Source organism: Streptomyces sp. NA02950 (genome assembly GCF_013364155.1).
Taxonomy (GTDB): Bacteria; Actinomycetota; Actinomycetes; order Streptomycetales; family Streptomycetaceae; genus Streptomyces.
In genome coordinates this window covers 7,352,006-7,366,933 of sequence record NZ_CP054916.1, presented here as the reverse complement: position 1 = coordinate 7,366,933, position 14,928 = coordinate 7,352,006, and the positions used below count along the sequence as shown (strand labels likewise).

Genomic DNA, 14,928 nt, shown 5'->3' with positions numbered 1-14,928 from the left:
GATCGGTGTCCTTTGATTCGTCAGCAGAGTGCTGCCCGGCCGATGGCCTCGGGCGCGACCCCCGAGTGACGGACCAGTTCGAGGTGGCTCCGTTCGGTGCTTGTGTGGCGGCCCGGTGGACTGGATCCGCGCCGACAGGGTGTCCAGGGGGTGTGCTTCTGCCGGGTAGCGTGGTCGGGTGCCGCTCCGTCGCCTGTGAGGTTGTCTGTCCCATGCGCATGTTGTTCGAGCCCGACGACGAGGACTTCGAGGCCGCCGCGGAGATGCTGGCGAGCCGGGTGGAGGAGTGGGCGCGGGAGCACGATGAGGTAGCGGACGGGTTCGTTGTGCAGGCGGCTCTCGACTACCGGCACAACGGGACGGCGGACGGCCGTCTGGGGCTGTGGCGGGCAGCCCATGTGGAGGAGTTCCTCCTGGACTGGCTGCCGCGGACGCTGACCGTGCTGCCCGGGCAGCCGGTACCCGACGGCCCGGGTTCACTGCTGGCCCTGCTGCGGTACCTCGACGCGGCCGGACTGGTCGATCCCCGCGGGGACGGCCTGACCGCACTGAAGCGGGCGGTGAGCTGCGCGGCCGGGGAGTTCGGCGCCCGGATGGCGGACCGTACCCGCTGGGGGCTGGCGAAGTTCTGGACGGTCACCGCCGCAGAGCAGGGCGTGGACATCATGGACGAGGCAGCGATGGCACGGTTTGCCGAGCGGGCCCGGATCGGGGAGGTTCCCTACGACCGCGATGTCCTCGACACGATCATGACCCGGCGCGTGACGGCCGGGTCGGCGCAGGTGGAACGGGCCGAACCGCAACTGCCGGTCACGTTGGCGCAGGAGGACGTGCTGCGGGAGCGGGCGGCCGCGGTCCCGCTGATCGGGCAGCTGGCGCAGCTGGCCGGATGGGCCGGGAGCGAGGGCCGCGAGCTGACGAAAGCGGGCCGGCTGCGCGTTGCCGATGGCCAGGACCTCGTTCGTGCCCTGGACACCGGGGACCCGGTCGAGCAGGTGCGTACCAGTGCGGAACTGCCGCGTGTGAACCTGCTGTTCGCCTGGGCGAAGCAGGCGCGGTTGATCCGGGTGGCCAAGGGCCGGGTGTACGCGGTGGCCAAGGCGCGCCCGGTGCTCGCGGATCCGCTCGCGCTGTGGGAGCGCGCCTTCGAGGCGTTCTTCGAGCTGCGGGGCCCGCTGCTGGGCGGCCCCAACGGGTACGACGCCACTTCGATGCTGTTCGACGTGTACCAGGATGTGCTGCCCGACGTCCTCAACACTCTCTACAGCCTCCCCTACCCGATGCCCTGGCCCCGGCTTCGCGACTCGGTCCACCTCGCCTACCGGATGAGTTTCGCCCTCGGCGGGGCGCCGGAACGCGAGCAGCGGGCGTGGCTGCTGGACGCCGATCACGACCTGCGCCGCGTCCTGGACGTCCTGGAATACTTCGGTGCGATCACCCGCGAGCAGGGCATGGCCGACCCCGTCTTCCTGGACACCGCGCTCGATGAGCCTCCGACCGGTCCGCAACTGCCTGCCGGGATGCCTGCGGAACTCTCCCAGTTGCTGGGCCCCCTCCCGACCGCCCCGGACCCGGGTGCCACAGCACGCGGGAAGGAGCTGCGCGAGGAACTGGCATCGGGCCCCGTGGAGTTGATCCGCCTCACCGATCTGGGCACCCGCTCCGTCCGGCAGCGGCTGCTCGCCCAGGGCCGTAGCGCGCCGCTGGTGGGCGAGCTCACCCACGCACCCGCCGCCGGGTTGCTGGGTGTGCTGGCCCAGGAATACGACCCCGAGCACGCCGAAGCCGAACTCGCCGCCTGGACGCCCGCCCACGACAGCCCCGAGGCCGCCCGGCGCCTACTTCTGGACGCGATACGCACCACCCCCTTCCGCACCCGCGCCGCCGCTTTGCTCGACACCCTGACCACCGCCCTGCCCGACGGCATGGAACTGCTGCGCTCCCTGCGCGGCGACCCGGGCCTGGCCCCTACCGCCCTCACGGTCCTCACCCAGCGCGGCGCCCTCGACCACGAGGACCTGACCGACACCGAGGCCGCGCTGATGGTCGCCGAGAGCCTCCTCCAACTCCTGGACCTGGGCGGTGAGGAGGGCCTCCTGGAAGCCCTGCTCGCCCAGGGCCGCGCGGAAGCCGAGACAGCGATCGGGGCCGCACTCACCTCCAGTCATCCCGACCAGGCCGGACTCGACACCCTGCGCCGCCTCGCCGGCGGCCCCCTTCGCGCCAAGGCGACCCAGCTCGGACGTCTCAACGCGGCCCGCGCCCGCCAGGGGCGCAGCACGGCGAAGAAGCGCAAGCGCCGCGGCTGACCTCTCGCCCCGCCCCGATCACATCACGACCACCCCAGGAAGTGCGGTGTGGACCGGGCCCGGCTGGACCCCGCACGTGGTGTAGGCCGGTAGTCGTAATCGGCTAGCCAGGCCCGGGCCCGGCCATGCTGGCGTTCCGCGCTGAACAACCAGTAACGGCGCTGCTCGGCCGGTGAGGCGGCCAGTACGTCCTTGAAACGGCGGAACGCCCCCCGGCCCCTGATCGCGGTGGCCAAGGCGTCGGCGAGGCTCAGGTCGTCGAGTACGGCGATGAAGTCCTCCATGTCCCGGTAAGCGTCGTGTGACCCCGCGCAGGCCACATGCAGCCACCGCTCGGTGTCCTCCGGCTCTCCTTCACCCCGGGGTTCCTCAAAGTCCGCCCTCATCGGCCGGCACTCGCCAGTGTTGAGGTCGACCCAGCCACCGCCCCAGGCCGGATCGCCCTCCAGCAGGCCGGAAAGCTCCTCCAGACCAACGGCCAACGGGCGCAGGGCAGGGGCAGTGCCACTGATCGCAGTATCAAGCTGATCTGCCAGTACCTCATCGCCTTCCCAACTCCGCACCCGCAGCGCCGCCGAGCACCGGACCGCCGTTTCCACAGCGGCCGGCACACCCCGGATAACGGCGGCGGTCAGTGCGTCTCCGCATTGTTGGATCACCGGCTCCGCATCCCGTGTGCGCAGCAGTTCGATGAGGGCCCTGCCGTCCGCCGCGTAGCAGGCGGCGCGGAGGGCCGTCACGTCGTGGTCACTCCAGGCACCGGTCATGCCCGCGCCCACATGGCGTGGGCCGCGATCCGCGTCGCTGTCGTCTTCATCATCGTCTCGTCACCGGTCATGCATCCTACGGACGGCCCGGCAGCGGACACCCTCGCTCGAAGGTGTTCGGCCGCGGGCGGCGGCGATAGCCTCCAGCGGGTGAGCGAGTACCAGTACTTCGAGTTCCAGGCCCTGGAGCGGCCGCTTGGCCGCGAGGAGCAGGAACAGCTTCGCAGCCTGTCCACCCGGGCGCGGATCACCGCGACAAGCTTCACCAACACCTACCACTGGGGAAACTTCCGCGGTGAGCCACGCCGCATGGTCGAGCGGTACTTCGACGCCCACCTGTACGTCACCAACTGGGGTACGCACCGGCTGATGCTGCGGCTGCCCGAGCAGCGTCTGCCGCTGCGCACCGTCCAGCCGTACTGCCTCGACGAGCGCGTCGAGGCATGGGACACCCGCACACATATCGTCCTCGACCTGACCAGCGAGGATGAAGGCGGCGACTGGGCGGAGGGCGCCGACGACTCCCTGACCGCGCTCATCGGCGTACGCGGCGAACTCGCCGCAGGCGACCTGCGGTCGCTGTATCTCGCCTGGCTGTCCGCCCTCTCCGCGTGGGAACTGCAGGACGACGACGAAGAGGAGTACCAGGCCGTCACCGAGCCTCCCGTCCCGGCCGGTCTGGCCGATCTCACGGCCCCGCAGCAGGCGCTGGCGGACTACCTGCGCGTCGATGCCGACCTGCTCACCATCGCCGCACAGTCCAGCCCCGCCGTCCCCGAACCCACGGCCAAGCCCACGAAGAAGGAACTCCAACGCCTGATCGCCGCCCTGTCGGCAAAGGAAAAGGACGGGTTTCTGCTCCGGCTGGCCCTGGGGCCCGAACCCCGATTGCACACAGAACTGCTGCACCGGCTGCGCGCCACCACCACCCCGGCCACCAATCCGGGCAGCCGAACCGCCGCCCACCTGCTCGACGCCGCCTACACTCGCCGCACAGAACGCCGCCGGCGCGAACAACGCCGACAGGCCGAAGCCCGCGCCCAGCACCTGACGGCCCTGGCCAACGATGCGGAGTCCGTGTGGCGACAGGTCGAGGCGCACATCGCCACCAAACAGACCAACGCCTACGACCGGGCCGTCACTCTCCTGCGTGACCTGCGCGATGCCTGCGATCACGTGGGCAGCGGAGCGAACTTCCGGCAGCGCATCACGCGCCTGCGTGAGACGCACCAGCGCCGCCCCGGCCTCATCCACCGCCTCAACACCCACAACCTCCGGTAACGGACGGCACGGACCTCGAACTCCTGATACCGGCTCGGCGCCGGCGCGGGCGATCATCATGAACGCTCAGCCCGATAGTCCCGATAGTCCGAAATGCAGCGGCTTCCACAGCATCTCGGAGATCGGACGCTGGTATGACTCATGGCGCCGAGGGCCCTCCGCACGCGGCACACTCCTTCCGGCTCTTTCGGCGCCACGTCAACGAACGACGATGCCCTGACGCCTGTCCTGTCGGTCTCGTGAGCCGCATCCGAGGTCGGCCAGGGCCGGGTACATCGAGCGAACGAGCCGGGAGATCGTCGTGGGGCATCCGTTCCCCGCCCCGTCGAACCGGCGGCGGGAGGGCGTGGTCGATGAGTCCGAAACGGATGCCCGGCGGCGCACTGAGTCATGCGCATGCGAAGCTGCACTTTGCATGCGATGCTGCTAAAGTGCAGACATGACTGCCCTGACTATTCGCGATGTCCCTGACGATGCCCTCGCCACTCTGAAGGCCCGCGCCGCGAGGGCGGGCAAGTCGCTTCAGGCCTACGCGCTCGATGTCCTCGTCGGTGAAGCCGCGAGGCCCACGCTCGCCGAGGCCGCCGTTCGCGCGGAAGCCGAGGCAGGGGCAACCCTGAGCGCGTCGGACGTGCTGACCGCGATCGACGACGCGAGGGCGGGCCGTTGATCGTCGTCGACTGCTCGGCACTCGTCTTCTTCCTGAGCGACGAGGGCCCCACCGGGCACCGGGTACGCGAACGTGTCGCCAAGGAGGACCGTCTCGCCGCCCCGCACCTGATCGACTACGAGATCATGTCCGCTTTGCTCGGCCTGGCGCGCGGCCGGCGCGGCGGCGAACCCAAGCTGAGCGAAAAGCAGCTCCGCAAGGCCGTGGCGACGTACCGCGATCTGGCGATCGACCGGCATGAGACGTTGATCCTCTGGGAGCGCGTCAAGGGCTTGTCGTGCAACCTCTCCGCCTACGACGCGCAGTACGTCGCCCTGGCCGAGAGCCTGGGTCTGCCGTTGATCACCAGTGACGCCAGGATCGACAAGAGCGGCGTGGCGCGCTGCGAGATCGAGACGTTCGAGACCTCTGGCTGAAGCAGCCGCCACATGGTTTCCCGCCCTCCCGGAGGTGTCTCGCGGACGGTCAGTCGGGGCGGGAGTCCAGCTCCACCCAGATGATCTTGTCCACCGGCTCGTGCGGCTCCGTGCCGCCCGCGATCGGCGAGTGTGACGACCAGGAGCAGGCCACGTCCGGACTCGTGGCGAGTGGCGGCCCCGGCTGGAGGTTACGGCAGCGTCAGCACCGTCGTCAGCGGCGTGAGCCGTGGGGTATTGGTCCAGATCCCCCCTCGGACACCAGCTAGGACCCCACTTCATGTGGGGTTTTTTGCTTTATAGGGCTGTGGCGTGACCAACCACGTGACCAACGGCCCAGAGATTCCCCAGGTCAGACCAGGGATGACAGGCCGAGTCGCCCGCTCCGGAGGCGGCGAGCCTCCGCGCTCCGTCCTTACGTGAGTGCCCGTACCGGGCCATGGTGCAGCCCGGCGAGTGGTGCCGAGCGTTGGCGGAGACCTCGACGGGTTCTCCCCGGCCTCCAGATCCCGGTAGGTGTTGCCCTCCTCAACCACGGCCCAGCCGAGTTCGATGGACCCCTCGTCCCAGTTCACGAGGGACCACTTCATGCCCAGCGCCTCGCTGCGGCGCACACCGGTAGCGGCGTACACGGTCCACTGCGGGGCGTCACGGAGGCAGTGATGAGTCAGGCCGCCGTCACAGGCCCGGTTGCCCCACGGCTCCCAGACGGACGCCAGGAAGCCCACTGTCTGGCCATCGTCCAGGGTCGGGTACCGCTTCTCCTGCGCCCGGATCTGCCGAGCGGAAGGCGGATGTGCAGTGGCCGCTGGGTTGGCGGATATCAGCTTGGGCACTGCCGCGCCGAGTGCACCGGACAGGATGCTGTGGACGTGCCGGACACTCTTCACTCCCAGCGGTTTGCCGTTGTTCGTGGGACACGGGGCGGTTTCCAGCAGCCGGTACAGGTCGTCAAGGGTGTCGTCCGTGACTTCGCACCCTGGACATGTCGGCGGCCTGCGCCTGCGCGACCCTGAAGTAGAGCTCCTCGGTCGCGGAGTCAATCACGTCGATCATGGCGCTGGACGACGGCGCCACCCACTGCCCGCCGATGAAGAAACGGTCCGTCCGACCGATCGGCGCCTCCGCGCGTCCCGCCAGGCTCATCCGGTCATCCTCCCGATCGCCGTCTCGACGGCGCTCATGTTCGCGTGCGCCCGGCGGACGCTCAAATGGCGCTCCGCCTACGATCCGCCACTGCGGGGTAACCGGGACTTCCATTCCGGGGCACGGCCCGTCCGGGATCTCGACCGGCCCCTTGACGGGCCGTCAAACGCCTGCCGGGACGGCCGACTGGGCTCTGCTACGCTGCCGACGGCCCCCTTCCAAGGGGTCCGACGTCATTACTTGAGTCCCGTCAACACCGGGGCGATGCAACAGGATGGAACAGCGTGGACATCGGCATCCGGGAAGCAGTCGTTCCGAAGCCGGGGTCCGGCAGTGTCCAGCCCAAGAAGCTGCTCCTGCGCGCACTCGCGGGAGAGCGGACCGAGCGGCCGCCGGTCTGGCTGATGCGGCAGGCCGGACGCTACCTGCCCGAGTACCACAAGGTCCGGGAGGCGGCCGGGGGCATGGTGGGGCTCTGCACCACCCCCGAGCACGCCGTCGAGGTCACCCTGCAGCCGCTGCGCCGCTTCCCGCTCGACGCCGCCATCGTGTTCGCGGACCTTCCGCAGGTCGCCGCCGCACTGGGCCAGACCCTGGACTACCGGGTCGGCGAGGGGCCGGTGTTGACGCCGCCCGTCCGCTCGTCGGCGGACATCGCCGAGTTCCTGAGCATCTCCCGCCTGCACGAGGAACTGGCCCCGATCTACGAGACGGTCAGTCAGCTCACCCGCGCCCTGCCCGCCGAGACGGCCCTGATCGGCTATGCCGGCGCACCGTGGACCCTTGCCACCTACATGGTCGAAGGCCGCGGCGGCGCCACGTCGGAGCACTCCGTCGTCAAGCAGTGGGCGCTGAGCGACCCCGACGGATTCCAGCCCCTGATGGACCTGCTGACGACCGCCATCATCCAGTTCCTCGGCCGTCAGATCGAGGCGGGCGCGGAAGCGGTCCAGTTGTTCGACAGCTGGGCCGGGGTGCTTCCGGACGTCCTCTTCGACCGCTGGTGCGTCAAGCCGGCCGCCGCCATCATCAGCGCGCTGAAGGCGCAGTACCCGGACGTTCCCGTCATCGCGTTCCCCCGGGGCGCCGGGCTCTCCTACAACGGCTTCGCCGAGGCGACCGGTGCGGACTGCATCGGCCTGGACTCCACGGTTCCCCTCGACTGGGCCGCGCGCACCCTCCAGCGCGGGCTGGGCCGTTGCGTGCAGGGCAACCTCGATCCCCAGCTGCTGATCGCCGGCGGCCCCGCGCTCCACGCCGAGACGGATCGCATCCTGCGCGGCCTGAGCGGGGGGCCGTTCGTGTTCAACCTGGGACACGGCATCGTCAAGACCACGCCCATCGAGCACGTCACCGCCGTCGTCGAGCAGGTGCGCGCCTGGAGCACGCCCACGGCGTAGGGCCGACCGCCGAACTCCGGCCGCGCACCCCGCCGCCCCTCGCCCGCCACGGCCGGTGGGACACCGCGCGAGGGCGGCGACCGGGGGCATGCCGGGGGCTGCGGCTGACACCGCCCCGTTCAGCCCTCCGCGCGCTGTTGGCGGGTGTGCCACAGCCACCCGATGTCGCGGGTGAAGGACCAGCTCAGCAGGGCCAGGGCCAGCAGCACTTCGGCGAGGGCCACGGGCCGCGGAAGGATCGCGGCCCCGGCCGCCAGCAGGGCGACGCCCTGGAGTGCGGCCACCGTCTTGCGGGCCGTGCTCGGCGGCAGTGATCCGCGCAGCCACGGCAGGAACCGGGACACCACCACGAACGCGTAGCGCATACCGCCGATCAGCAGCACCCAGGGGCCGAGCGAGGTGGCCACGTAGACGCTGAGCACCAGAATGAGGAACGCGTCCACTTCCATGTCGAAGCGGGCGCCCAGCGGGGACGCGGTACCGGTGCGGCGCGCCACCTTGCCGTCCACCGCGTCCAGGATCAGGGCCACCGCGGTGAGCGCGACCAGCACCGTGACCTGCGGCGGGCTCTGGAAGGAGTCGGCGACCAGCGCGGTCACCCCGCCGACCAGGGTGGCCCGGGCCAGGGTGACGCGGTTGGCCGCCCCGAACGAGCGCAGCCAGGAACGGGACACGGCGCGGTTGAGCACCGCCCAGGTGGCGAGGGCGAAGACCAGTCCGGTCAGCCATCCCGCGGGGCCGAGGCCGAGTGCGGTGCCGAGCAGGGCGAGCAGGGCGAGCTGTGCTCCCGCCCCCGCCGCGGTCTCCTGTCGCAGCGGTTTGGCGTTGTACGTGTCATTCAGGGTTGCCACCGTGCACCCTCCGGCTGTGTGGCGGAGTTGATGAGTGCCGCGTACCGTGAGCGCGGCTGGCTATCCGTACGTGTGCCGCAGCCCGATTGTTCAGCTGTTCAGCGCGATCCTTCTGGAGGACGTCGATGGAGCGCGTCGCCCGCGCCTTCTGGCTCCGCTCCCCCGGCCACGGCGAGATACGGGAGGTGGCGCTGCCCGAGCCCGCCGACGGCGAGGTGGTGGTGCGCACCCTGTACTCCGGTGTGAGCCGCGGTACGGAGACCCTGGTGTTCCGGGGCGAGGTCCCGGAGAGCCAGCACTCCGCGATGCGCGCGCCGTTCCAGGAGGGCACTTTTCCGGCGCCGGTGAAGTACGGCTATCTCAGCGTCGGTGAGGTGGAGCGGGGGCCCCGGGAGCTGCTGGGGCGGACGGTGTTCTGTCTGTATCCGCATCAGACCCGCTATGTGGTCCCGGCGAGCGCGGTGACCGTGGTGCCGGAGAACGTGCCCGCCGCGCGGGCGGTGCTGGCCGGGACGGTGGAGACCGCGGTGAACGCCGCGTGGGACGCCGCGCCGCTGCTCGGCGACCGGATCGCGGTGGTGGGGGCCGGGATGGTGGGGGCGAGTGTCGCCGCCGTGCTCGCCCGCTATCCGGCCGTACGGGTGCAGCTGGTGGACGCGGATCCGGCGCGCGCCGGTGTCGCGGCGGCGCTCGGGGTGGAGTTCGCGCTGCCCGAGGACGCGGCGGACGGCTGCGATCTTGTGGTGCACGCCAGCGCCACCGAGGCCGGGCTCGCCCGCTCGCTGGAACTGCTCGCCCCGGAGGGCACCGTGGTGGAGCTGAGCTGGTACGGCGACCGGCGGATCAGCCTGCCGCTCGGCGAGGCGTTCCACTCGCGGCGGCTGACCGTGCGCAGCAGCCAGGTGGGCACGGTGTCGCCGAACCGGGGCCCCCGCCGCGGCTACGCCGACCGGCTGGCGCTGGCGCTCGAGCTGCTGGCCGACTCCTCCTTCGACGCGCTGGTGAGCGGGGAATGCGCCTTCGAGGAGCTGCCGCGGGTGTTGCCGGGGCTTGCTTCGGGTGAGCTCCCGGGGCTGTGCCACCGTGTGCTGTACGGGCCCTGAGATCGCCGCGAAATCGGTCTGAACACGGGGAACGCATCGGCCGTACTAGACGGCGTGCCCCGGCAGACGGGCCCGACGCGCGCACCTGGAGGGTCATCCGTTGTTCAGCATCACCGTCCGCGACCACATCATGATCGCTCACAGCTTCCGCGGCGAGGTCTTCGGGCCCGCGCAGCGGCTGCACGGAGCGACGTTCCTCGTGGACGCCACGTTCCGCCGCACCGAGCTGGACGACGACAACATCGTCGTCGACATCGGGCTGGCCACCCGTGAACTCGGGCAGGTGACCGGCGCGCTGAGCTATCGCAATCTCGACGACGAACCGGACTTCGCGGGCATCAACACCTCCACGGAGTTCCTGGCCAAGGTGATCGCCGACCGGCTGGCCGAGCGGGTGCACGCCGGGGCGCTGGGCGAGGGCGCCCGGGGCCTCGCGGGGCTGACGGTCACGCTGCACGAGTCGCATATCGCCTGGGCCAGTTATGAGCGTGCCCTGTGAGCGGCGGCCAACCGCGGGCGGTGCACGTCGTGATGCCCGGCGATGTGCACGATCCCTCAGCGCCGAGCGGCGGCAACGTCTACGACCTGCGGGTGTGCCGGGAGCTGCCGGGCGCGGGCTGGCAGGTCCACGAGCACGCGGTGGACGGGGCCTGGCCCCAGCCGACCGCCAGGGCACGGGCCGAACTGGCCCGGATCCTGGCGGAGCTGCCCGACGGCAGTGTGGTCCTCCTCGACGGGCTGGTCGCCTGCGCCGTGCCGTACCTTGTCGTCCCCGAGGCGCCGCGGCTGCGGCTGGCGGTGCTGGTGCATCTGCCGCTGGGCGACGAGACCGGGCTGGCCCCGGGCCGGTCGGCGGATCTCCAGGCACTGGAGGGCCGGACCCTGCGCGCGGTGGGTGCCGTGGTGACGACCAGCGACTGGGCGGCGCGACGGCTGGTGGAGCTGCACGGGCTCGCCCCGGAACAGATCCATGTGGCCGCGCCCGGGGCCGATGTCGGGCCGCTGGCGGACGGCGGCGAGGACGGCACCCGGCTGCTGTGCGTGGCGTCGGTGACCCCGCGCAAGGGACAGCGCGGGCTCATCGAGGCGCTCGCCGGGATCCGCGATCTGCCGTGGGCCTGCACGTTTGTGGGCGGTCTCGACCGGCACCCCGGCTATGTGACCCGGGTGCGGGAGTTGATCGGGCGGGCGCGTCTGGAGGACCGGCTGCGGCTGGTCGGACCGCGCTCGGGCGCGGAACTGGAGGCCAGTTACGCCGCCGCCGATCTGCTGGTGCTGCCCTCGCACGCCGAGACGTACGGCATGGCCGTCACCGAGGCGCTGGCCCGGGGCGTACCGGTGCTCGCCACCGAGGTGGGCGGGGTACCGGAGGCCGTGGGCAAGGCGCCGGACGGCAGTGTGCCGGGCATGCTCATCGCCCCGGAGGACCCGGAGGCGCTCACCGCCGCGCTGCGCCGCTGGCTGGGTGAGCCCGCCACGCGCCGACGGCTGCGGGAGGCCGCGCGCGGACGGCGCACCGCCCTGGACGGGTGGGACACGACATCGCGGAGTCTGGCCGGTGCGCTGGACCGGCTCCGCCGGGACACCGGGAGGGCCGCGTGACGGCGACCGACACACCGCGCTACACCCCCGACTGGCTGGAGTTGCGCGAGGGTGCCGACGCGGCGGCCCGCGCACCGGAGCTGGTGGATTCACTGCGGGCGCATCTGGCGGCGCGGCCGGCTGCGGACGGTCCGCTGGTGGTGCACGACCTGGGCTGTGGCACCGGGGCCATGGGCCGCTGGCTGGCGCCCCGGCTGAACGGTGCACAGCGGTGGGTGCTGCACGACCGGGATCCGCGGCTGCTCCAGCGGGCCGCCGAACAGCCGCCGTGCGCGGCCGACGGCACCCCGGTCACCGTCGAGACGCGGCGCGGTGACCTGTCCCGGCTGACCGCCGGTGATCTGGCCGGTGCCTCGCTGGTGACCGCCTCGGCGCTGCTGGATGTGCTCACCCGTGAGGAGGTGGACCGGCTCGCGGCGCTGTGTGCGGAGGCGGGTTGTCCGGTGCTGCTGGCGCTCTCGGTGGTGGGACGGGTCGAGCTGACCCCGGCCGATCCGCTGGACGACGAGATCCTGGACGCGTTCAACGCCCATCAGCGCCGTGGTGTGCTGCTGGGTCCGGACGCGGTGACGGTGGCCACCGCGTCGTTCGAGCGGCAGGGAGTGGTGGTCCGGACGCATTGCAGTCCGTGGCATCTCGGCCCGGAGGAGTCCGCGCTGACGGCGGAGTGGCTGCGGGGCTGGGTCGGTGCGGCCAAGGAGCAGCGGTCGGACCTCGGGGCGCGCGCCGACGCGTATCTGCGCCGCCGGCTGGCGGTGTGCGAGACGGGCGGGTTGCGGGCGGTGGTGCACCACCGCGATCTGCTGGCACTTCCCGGACCGGTGGAGGCGGCGGCATGAGCGGGGCGGTCCGGGCGCGGCTCGGTGCGGTGGCCGGTGCGGCCATCCTCGTGGTGCTGATGTGGCGGCTGGGCACGGGCGCGTTCACGGACGGGCTGCGCAGGATCGACGGGCCGACGCTGCTGGGCGCGCTCGGACTGGGGCTGCTCACCACGGTGTTCAGTGCGTGGCGCTGGTGTCTGGTGGCACGGGGGCTGCGGATCCGGCTGCCGCTCGGCCGGGCCGTGGCCGACTACTACCGTTCGCTGTTCCTCAACGCGGCGCTGCCGGGCGGGGTGCTGGGCGATGTGCACCGCGCGGTGCGGCACGGCCGTAGCGCCGGTGATGTCGGGCGGGGGGTGCGCGCGGTGGTGCTGGAGCGGGTCGCGGGCCAGGTGGTGCTGATCGCGGTGGGGGTGGTGCTGCTGCTGGCGCACCCCGCGGTGGCGCTGGAGGCGACCGGCCGGGTGGCCGGGCGGGTGGCCGCGGCCCCGGGCGCCGTAAACGTCCTGGCCGTGGTGGCGGCCGGACTGGTGGCGCTGGTGGTGTGGCCGCGGCGGCGCGGAGCGGCCGGGCCCTCCCGGGGGCGGCGGGCGCTCCGCGGCGCGCTGGCCGAGGCGCGCCGCGGGCTGCTGGCCCGCGGCAGCTGGCCGGGGGTGGCGGTGGCCTCGGTGGTGGTGCTGACCGGGCATGTGGCCATGTTCGTGCTGGCGGCGCGGGCCGCGGGGTCAACCGCGCCGGTCGCCGCGCTGGTGCCGCTGCTGGTGCTGGCCCTGATCGCCATGGCGCTGCCACTGAACGTCGGCGGCTGGGGCCCCCGGGAGGGCGTCACTGCCTGGGCGTTCGGCGCCGCGGGCCTCGGCGCGGGCCAGGGGCTGTCGGTCGCCGTGGTGTACGGGGTGCTCACCTTCGCGGCGAGCCTGCCCGGTATCGCGGTGCTCATCGGCCAGTGGATCGCCGGACTGCGGCGTCCCCAGGTCGAGTTCGAAGAGGGTGTCCTCGCCGAGGACACCGCGGCGCACGGGCGGACGCAGCGCGTCCCGCAGCACCGGGGTACCGGCGAACCGGAGTCCGGGGACACCGTCGCCGATCAGGACGGGCGCCACGGTGACGTAGAGCCGGTGCAGCGCCCGCTCGTGCAGAAAGCGGGACACGGTCACCCCGCCGCCCTCGACCAGTATCCGGCCCAGGCCGCGCCGCGTGAGTTCCTCCACCAGGCGGTGGGGGGCGAACGCGTCGCGGTCCGGCAGCGTCAGCACCTGCACGCCGTCCGGGGCGGCCGGTCGCTCACCGTCGGCGGCCACCACCCACAGTGTGGGCGCTGACCCGTCCGTGAACACCCGGCGAGTGAGGGGAACCCGGCCATGCGGATCGACAACAACACGCACCGGATGCTCACCGGTGCAGGCGCGGACCGTCAGTTGGGGGTCGTCGGCGGCCGCGGTCCCGGCGCCGACGAGCACCGCGTCGGTGAGCGCCCGCAGCCGGTGCAGATGGCGGCGGTCCTCCTCACCTGTGACGTAGTCGGCGTCGCCGGTGCGGGTGGCGATGAAACCGTCCAGGCTCTGGCCGAGCTGGGCCACCACCAGACGCGGTCCGGCCAGGCACAGCGGCAGATAGCGCTCGGCCAGCTCCTCGGCTTCGGACGAGGCGGGCTGCCGCCACCGGTACGTCCCGTCCGCGCCCCGGACCAGACCGGCCGCCCCGGCCTCCGCCCCGGTCCGGACCGCGCGCAGCAGCTCCCATGCGCGCGCCGCGTCGAGCACGGCGGTGCGGTCCGTCATCGCGTCTCCTCCCGGGCGCCGAGCAAGGAGAGATACTCATCGAAGCAATCGACGAGACCGGCGAGAAGTTCCTTTCCCTTTTCGGCGGACGCCAGGGAGGGGCGGCCTATGACCCCGGTCTCCGTATAGGCGGACATACCGAGGGTGAGCAGATGCTTCCGGTCATCCGCCATCCAGTCGGCCTTTTCCTGGCCGGGCCGGACGAGTTCTGGACGGACTTGCAAGAGGATGGATGTCTCCACTTCTCCCGCATGCATATCACTGTTGGACGACGTCTGTACTCCGGCCCTCTCACGTGCGGCCGTCCAGTCGGCCGAGCCCGGGAAAAGTGCCATACGGATACCGGTGCCCGCGGATTCCTGAACCACGTTCCGCAGCACGTAATTACCGCCATGCCCGTTGATCACGGCCAGCGCGTGGATACCGGAGGCCCGCAGCGAATCGGCGATGTCGCGGACGACGGCATGCAGCGTGGCGGCGGAAATGCTGACCGTTCCCGGCCAGTCCGCGTGCTCGTGCGAACAGGAGACGGTGATCGGGGGGAGCGCCAGCACCGGGTGGGCCGCGGCGATCTCACCGGCGATGGCGCAGGCCACCACCGTGTCGGTGATCAGGGGAAGTCCGGCGCCGTGCTGTTCGAAGCTCCCCACGGGCAGGACGGCGACCCGGGCTCCCCGGGCCCGGACGTCCTCCGTCGTGTCCCTCGGCAGAAGATCCGTGACCTGTGGTCGCGTTCCCGAACTGCTCATGTTTTTTGGGGCCTTTCGCTCGTACACCGGGG

At 71.8% G+C, this 14,928-nt stretch carries 13 protein-coding genes and 2 pseudogenes; 10 read left to right on the top strand and 5 right to left on the bottom strand.

Features of this window, described 5'->3' with window-relative positions; genetic code table 11:
• Nucleotides 1–212 precede the first annotated feature (212 nt).
• A complete protein-coding gene (locus HUT19_RS32400; protein ID WP_254885893.1) occupies nucleotides 213–2,309 on the top strand; it encodes a hypothetical protein in 2,097 nt (698 codons plus the stop codon).
• A 23-nt stretch (nucleotides 2,310–2,332) separates the two neighbouring features.
• On the opposite strand, the gene HUT19_RS32395 is transcribed toward HUT19_RS32400, so the two are convergent.
• Entirely contained in the window at nucleotides 2,333–3,088 is a 756-nt protein-coding gene (locus HUT19_RS32395) for a UPF0158 family protein (protein WP_254885892.1), read from the bottom strand.
• A gap of 138 nt (nucleotides 3,089–3,226) precedes the next feature.
• On the opposite strand from HUT19_RS32395, the gene HUT19_RS32390 reads away from it, so the two are divergent.
• The 3 genes from HUT19_RS32390 to HUT19_RS32380 all read left to right on the top strand — a co-directional run bounded on the left by HUT19_RS32390 (nucleotide 3,227) and on the right by HUT19_RS32380 (nucleotide 5,443).
• A complete protein-coding gene (locus HUT19_RS32390) occupies nucleotides 3,227–4,357 on the top strand; it encodes a hypothetical protein (protein WP_176183852.1) in 1,131 nt (376 codons plus the stop codon).
• A gap of 439 nt (nucleotides 4,358–4,796) precedes the next feature.
• Nucleotides 4,797–5,027 (top strand): antitoxin, encoded by a 231-nt coding sequence (locus HUT19_RS32385; protein ID WP_176183851.1) that lies wholly within the window; start codon nucleotides 4,797–4,799, stop codon nucleotides 5,025–5,027.
• Nucleotides 5,024–5,443 carry a type II toxin-antitoxin system VapC family toxin gene (locus tag HUT19_RS32380; protein WP_176183850.1) on the top strand — a complete coding sequence of 140 codons (420 nt, stop codon included), beginning with the start codon at nucleotides 5,024–5,026 and terminating at the stop codon, nucleotides 5,441–5,443. Before HUT19_RS32385 ends, HUT19_RS32380 begins: the two co-directional genes overlap by 4 nt.
• A gap of 951 nt (nucleotides 5,444–6,394) precedes the next feature.
• Here HUT19_RS32380 and HUT19_RS32375 read toward each other — a convergent pair.
• Nucleotides 6,395–6,589 carry a hypothetical protein gene (locus HUT19_RS32375; RefSeq protein ID WP_176183849.1) on the bottom strand — a complete coding sequence of 65 codons (195 nt, stop codon included), beginning with the start codon at nucleotides 6,587–6,589 and terminating at the stop codon, nucleotides 6,395–6,397.
• 284 nt (nucleotides 6,590–6,873) lie between these two features.
• On the opposite strand from HUT19_RS32375, the gene hemE reads away from it, so the two are divergent.
• Nucleotides 6,874–7,989: a uroporphyrinogen decarboxylase gene (gene hemE, locus HUT19_RS32370; protein ID WP_217712299.1), complete on the top strand. Its 1,116-nt coding sequence runs from the start codon at nucleotides 6,874–6,876 to the stop codon at nucleotides 7,987–7,989.
• A gap of 119 nt (nucleotides 7,990–8,108) precedes the next feature.
• On the opposite strand, the gene HUT19_RS32365 is transcribed toward hemE, so the two are convergent.
• On the bottom strand, nucleotides 8,109–8,840 hold the full coding sequence (locus HUT19_RS32365) for a CDP-alcohol phosphatidyltransferase family protein (RefSeq protein WP_176183848.1): 732 nt from the start codon (nucleotides 8,838–8,840) through the stop codon (nucleotides 8,109–8,111).
• Between the two features lie 125 nt (nucleotides 8,841–8,965).
• On the opposite strand from HUT19_RS32365, the gene HUT19_RS32360 reads away from it, so the two are divergent.
• The 5 genes and pseudogenes from HUT19_RS32360 to HUT19_RS32340 form a co-directional block, all read left to right on the top strand.
• A complete protein-coding gene (locus tag HUT19_RS32360; protein WP_176183847.1) occupies nucleotides 8,966–9,943 on the top strand; it encodes a zinc-binding alcohol dehydrogenase in 978 nt (325 codons plus the stop codon).
• Between the two features lie 100 nt (nucleotides 9,944–10,043).
• The gene (locus HUT19_RS32355) at nucleotides 10,044–10,442 is read left to right on the top strand and encodes a 6-carboxytetrahydropterin synthase (protein WP_176183846.1); all 399 of its coding nucleotides are present in this window, start codon (nucleotides 10,044–10,046) and stop codon (nucleotides 10,440–10,442) included.
• A gap of 32 nt (nucleotides 10,443–10,474) precedes the next feature.
• Nucleotides 10,475–11,545: a glycosyltransferase family 4 protein gene (locus HUT19_RS32350; RefSeq protein ID WP_176187560.1), complete on the top strand. Its 1,071-nt coding sequence runs from the start codon at nucleotides 10,475–10,477 to the stop codon at nucleotides 11,543–11,545.
• Nucleotides 11,542–12,384: a class I SAM-dependent methyltransferase gene (locus HUT19_RS32345; protein WP_176183845.1), complete on the top strand. Its 843-nt coding sequence runs from the start codon at nucleotides 11,542–11,544 to the stop codon at nucleotides 12,382–12,384. Before HUT19_RS32350 ends, HUT19_RS32345 begins: the two co-directional genes overlap by 4 nt.
• Nucleotides 12,381–13,316, top strand: a pseudogene (locus tag HUT19_RS32340) (YbhN family protein); the annotation flags it as partial. The gene HUT19_RS32345 and the pseudogene HUT19_RS32340, both read left to right, overlap by 4 nt.
• A 186-nt stretch (nucleotides 13,317–13,502) precedes the next feature.
• On the opposite strand, the pseudogene HUT19_RS43390 reads toward HUT19_RS32340, so the two are convergent.
• Together HUT19_RS43390 and HUT19_RS32335 are read right to left on the bottom strand one after the other, a co-directional pair.
• Nucleotides 13,503–14,147, bottom strand: a pseudogene (locus tag HUT19_RS43390) (RibD family protein); the annotation flags it as partial.
• Nucleotides 14,144–14,896 carry a creatininase family protein gene (locus HUT19_RS32335; protein WP_176183843.1) on the bottom strand — a complete coding sequence of 251 codons (753 nt, stop codon included), beginning with the start codon at nucleotides 14,894–14,896 and terminating at the stop codon, nucleotides 14,144–14,146. The gene HUT19_RS32335 and the pseudogene HUT19_RS43390, both read right to left, overlap by 4 nt.
• Nucleotides 14,897–14,928: the final 32 nt, after the last annotated feature.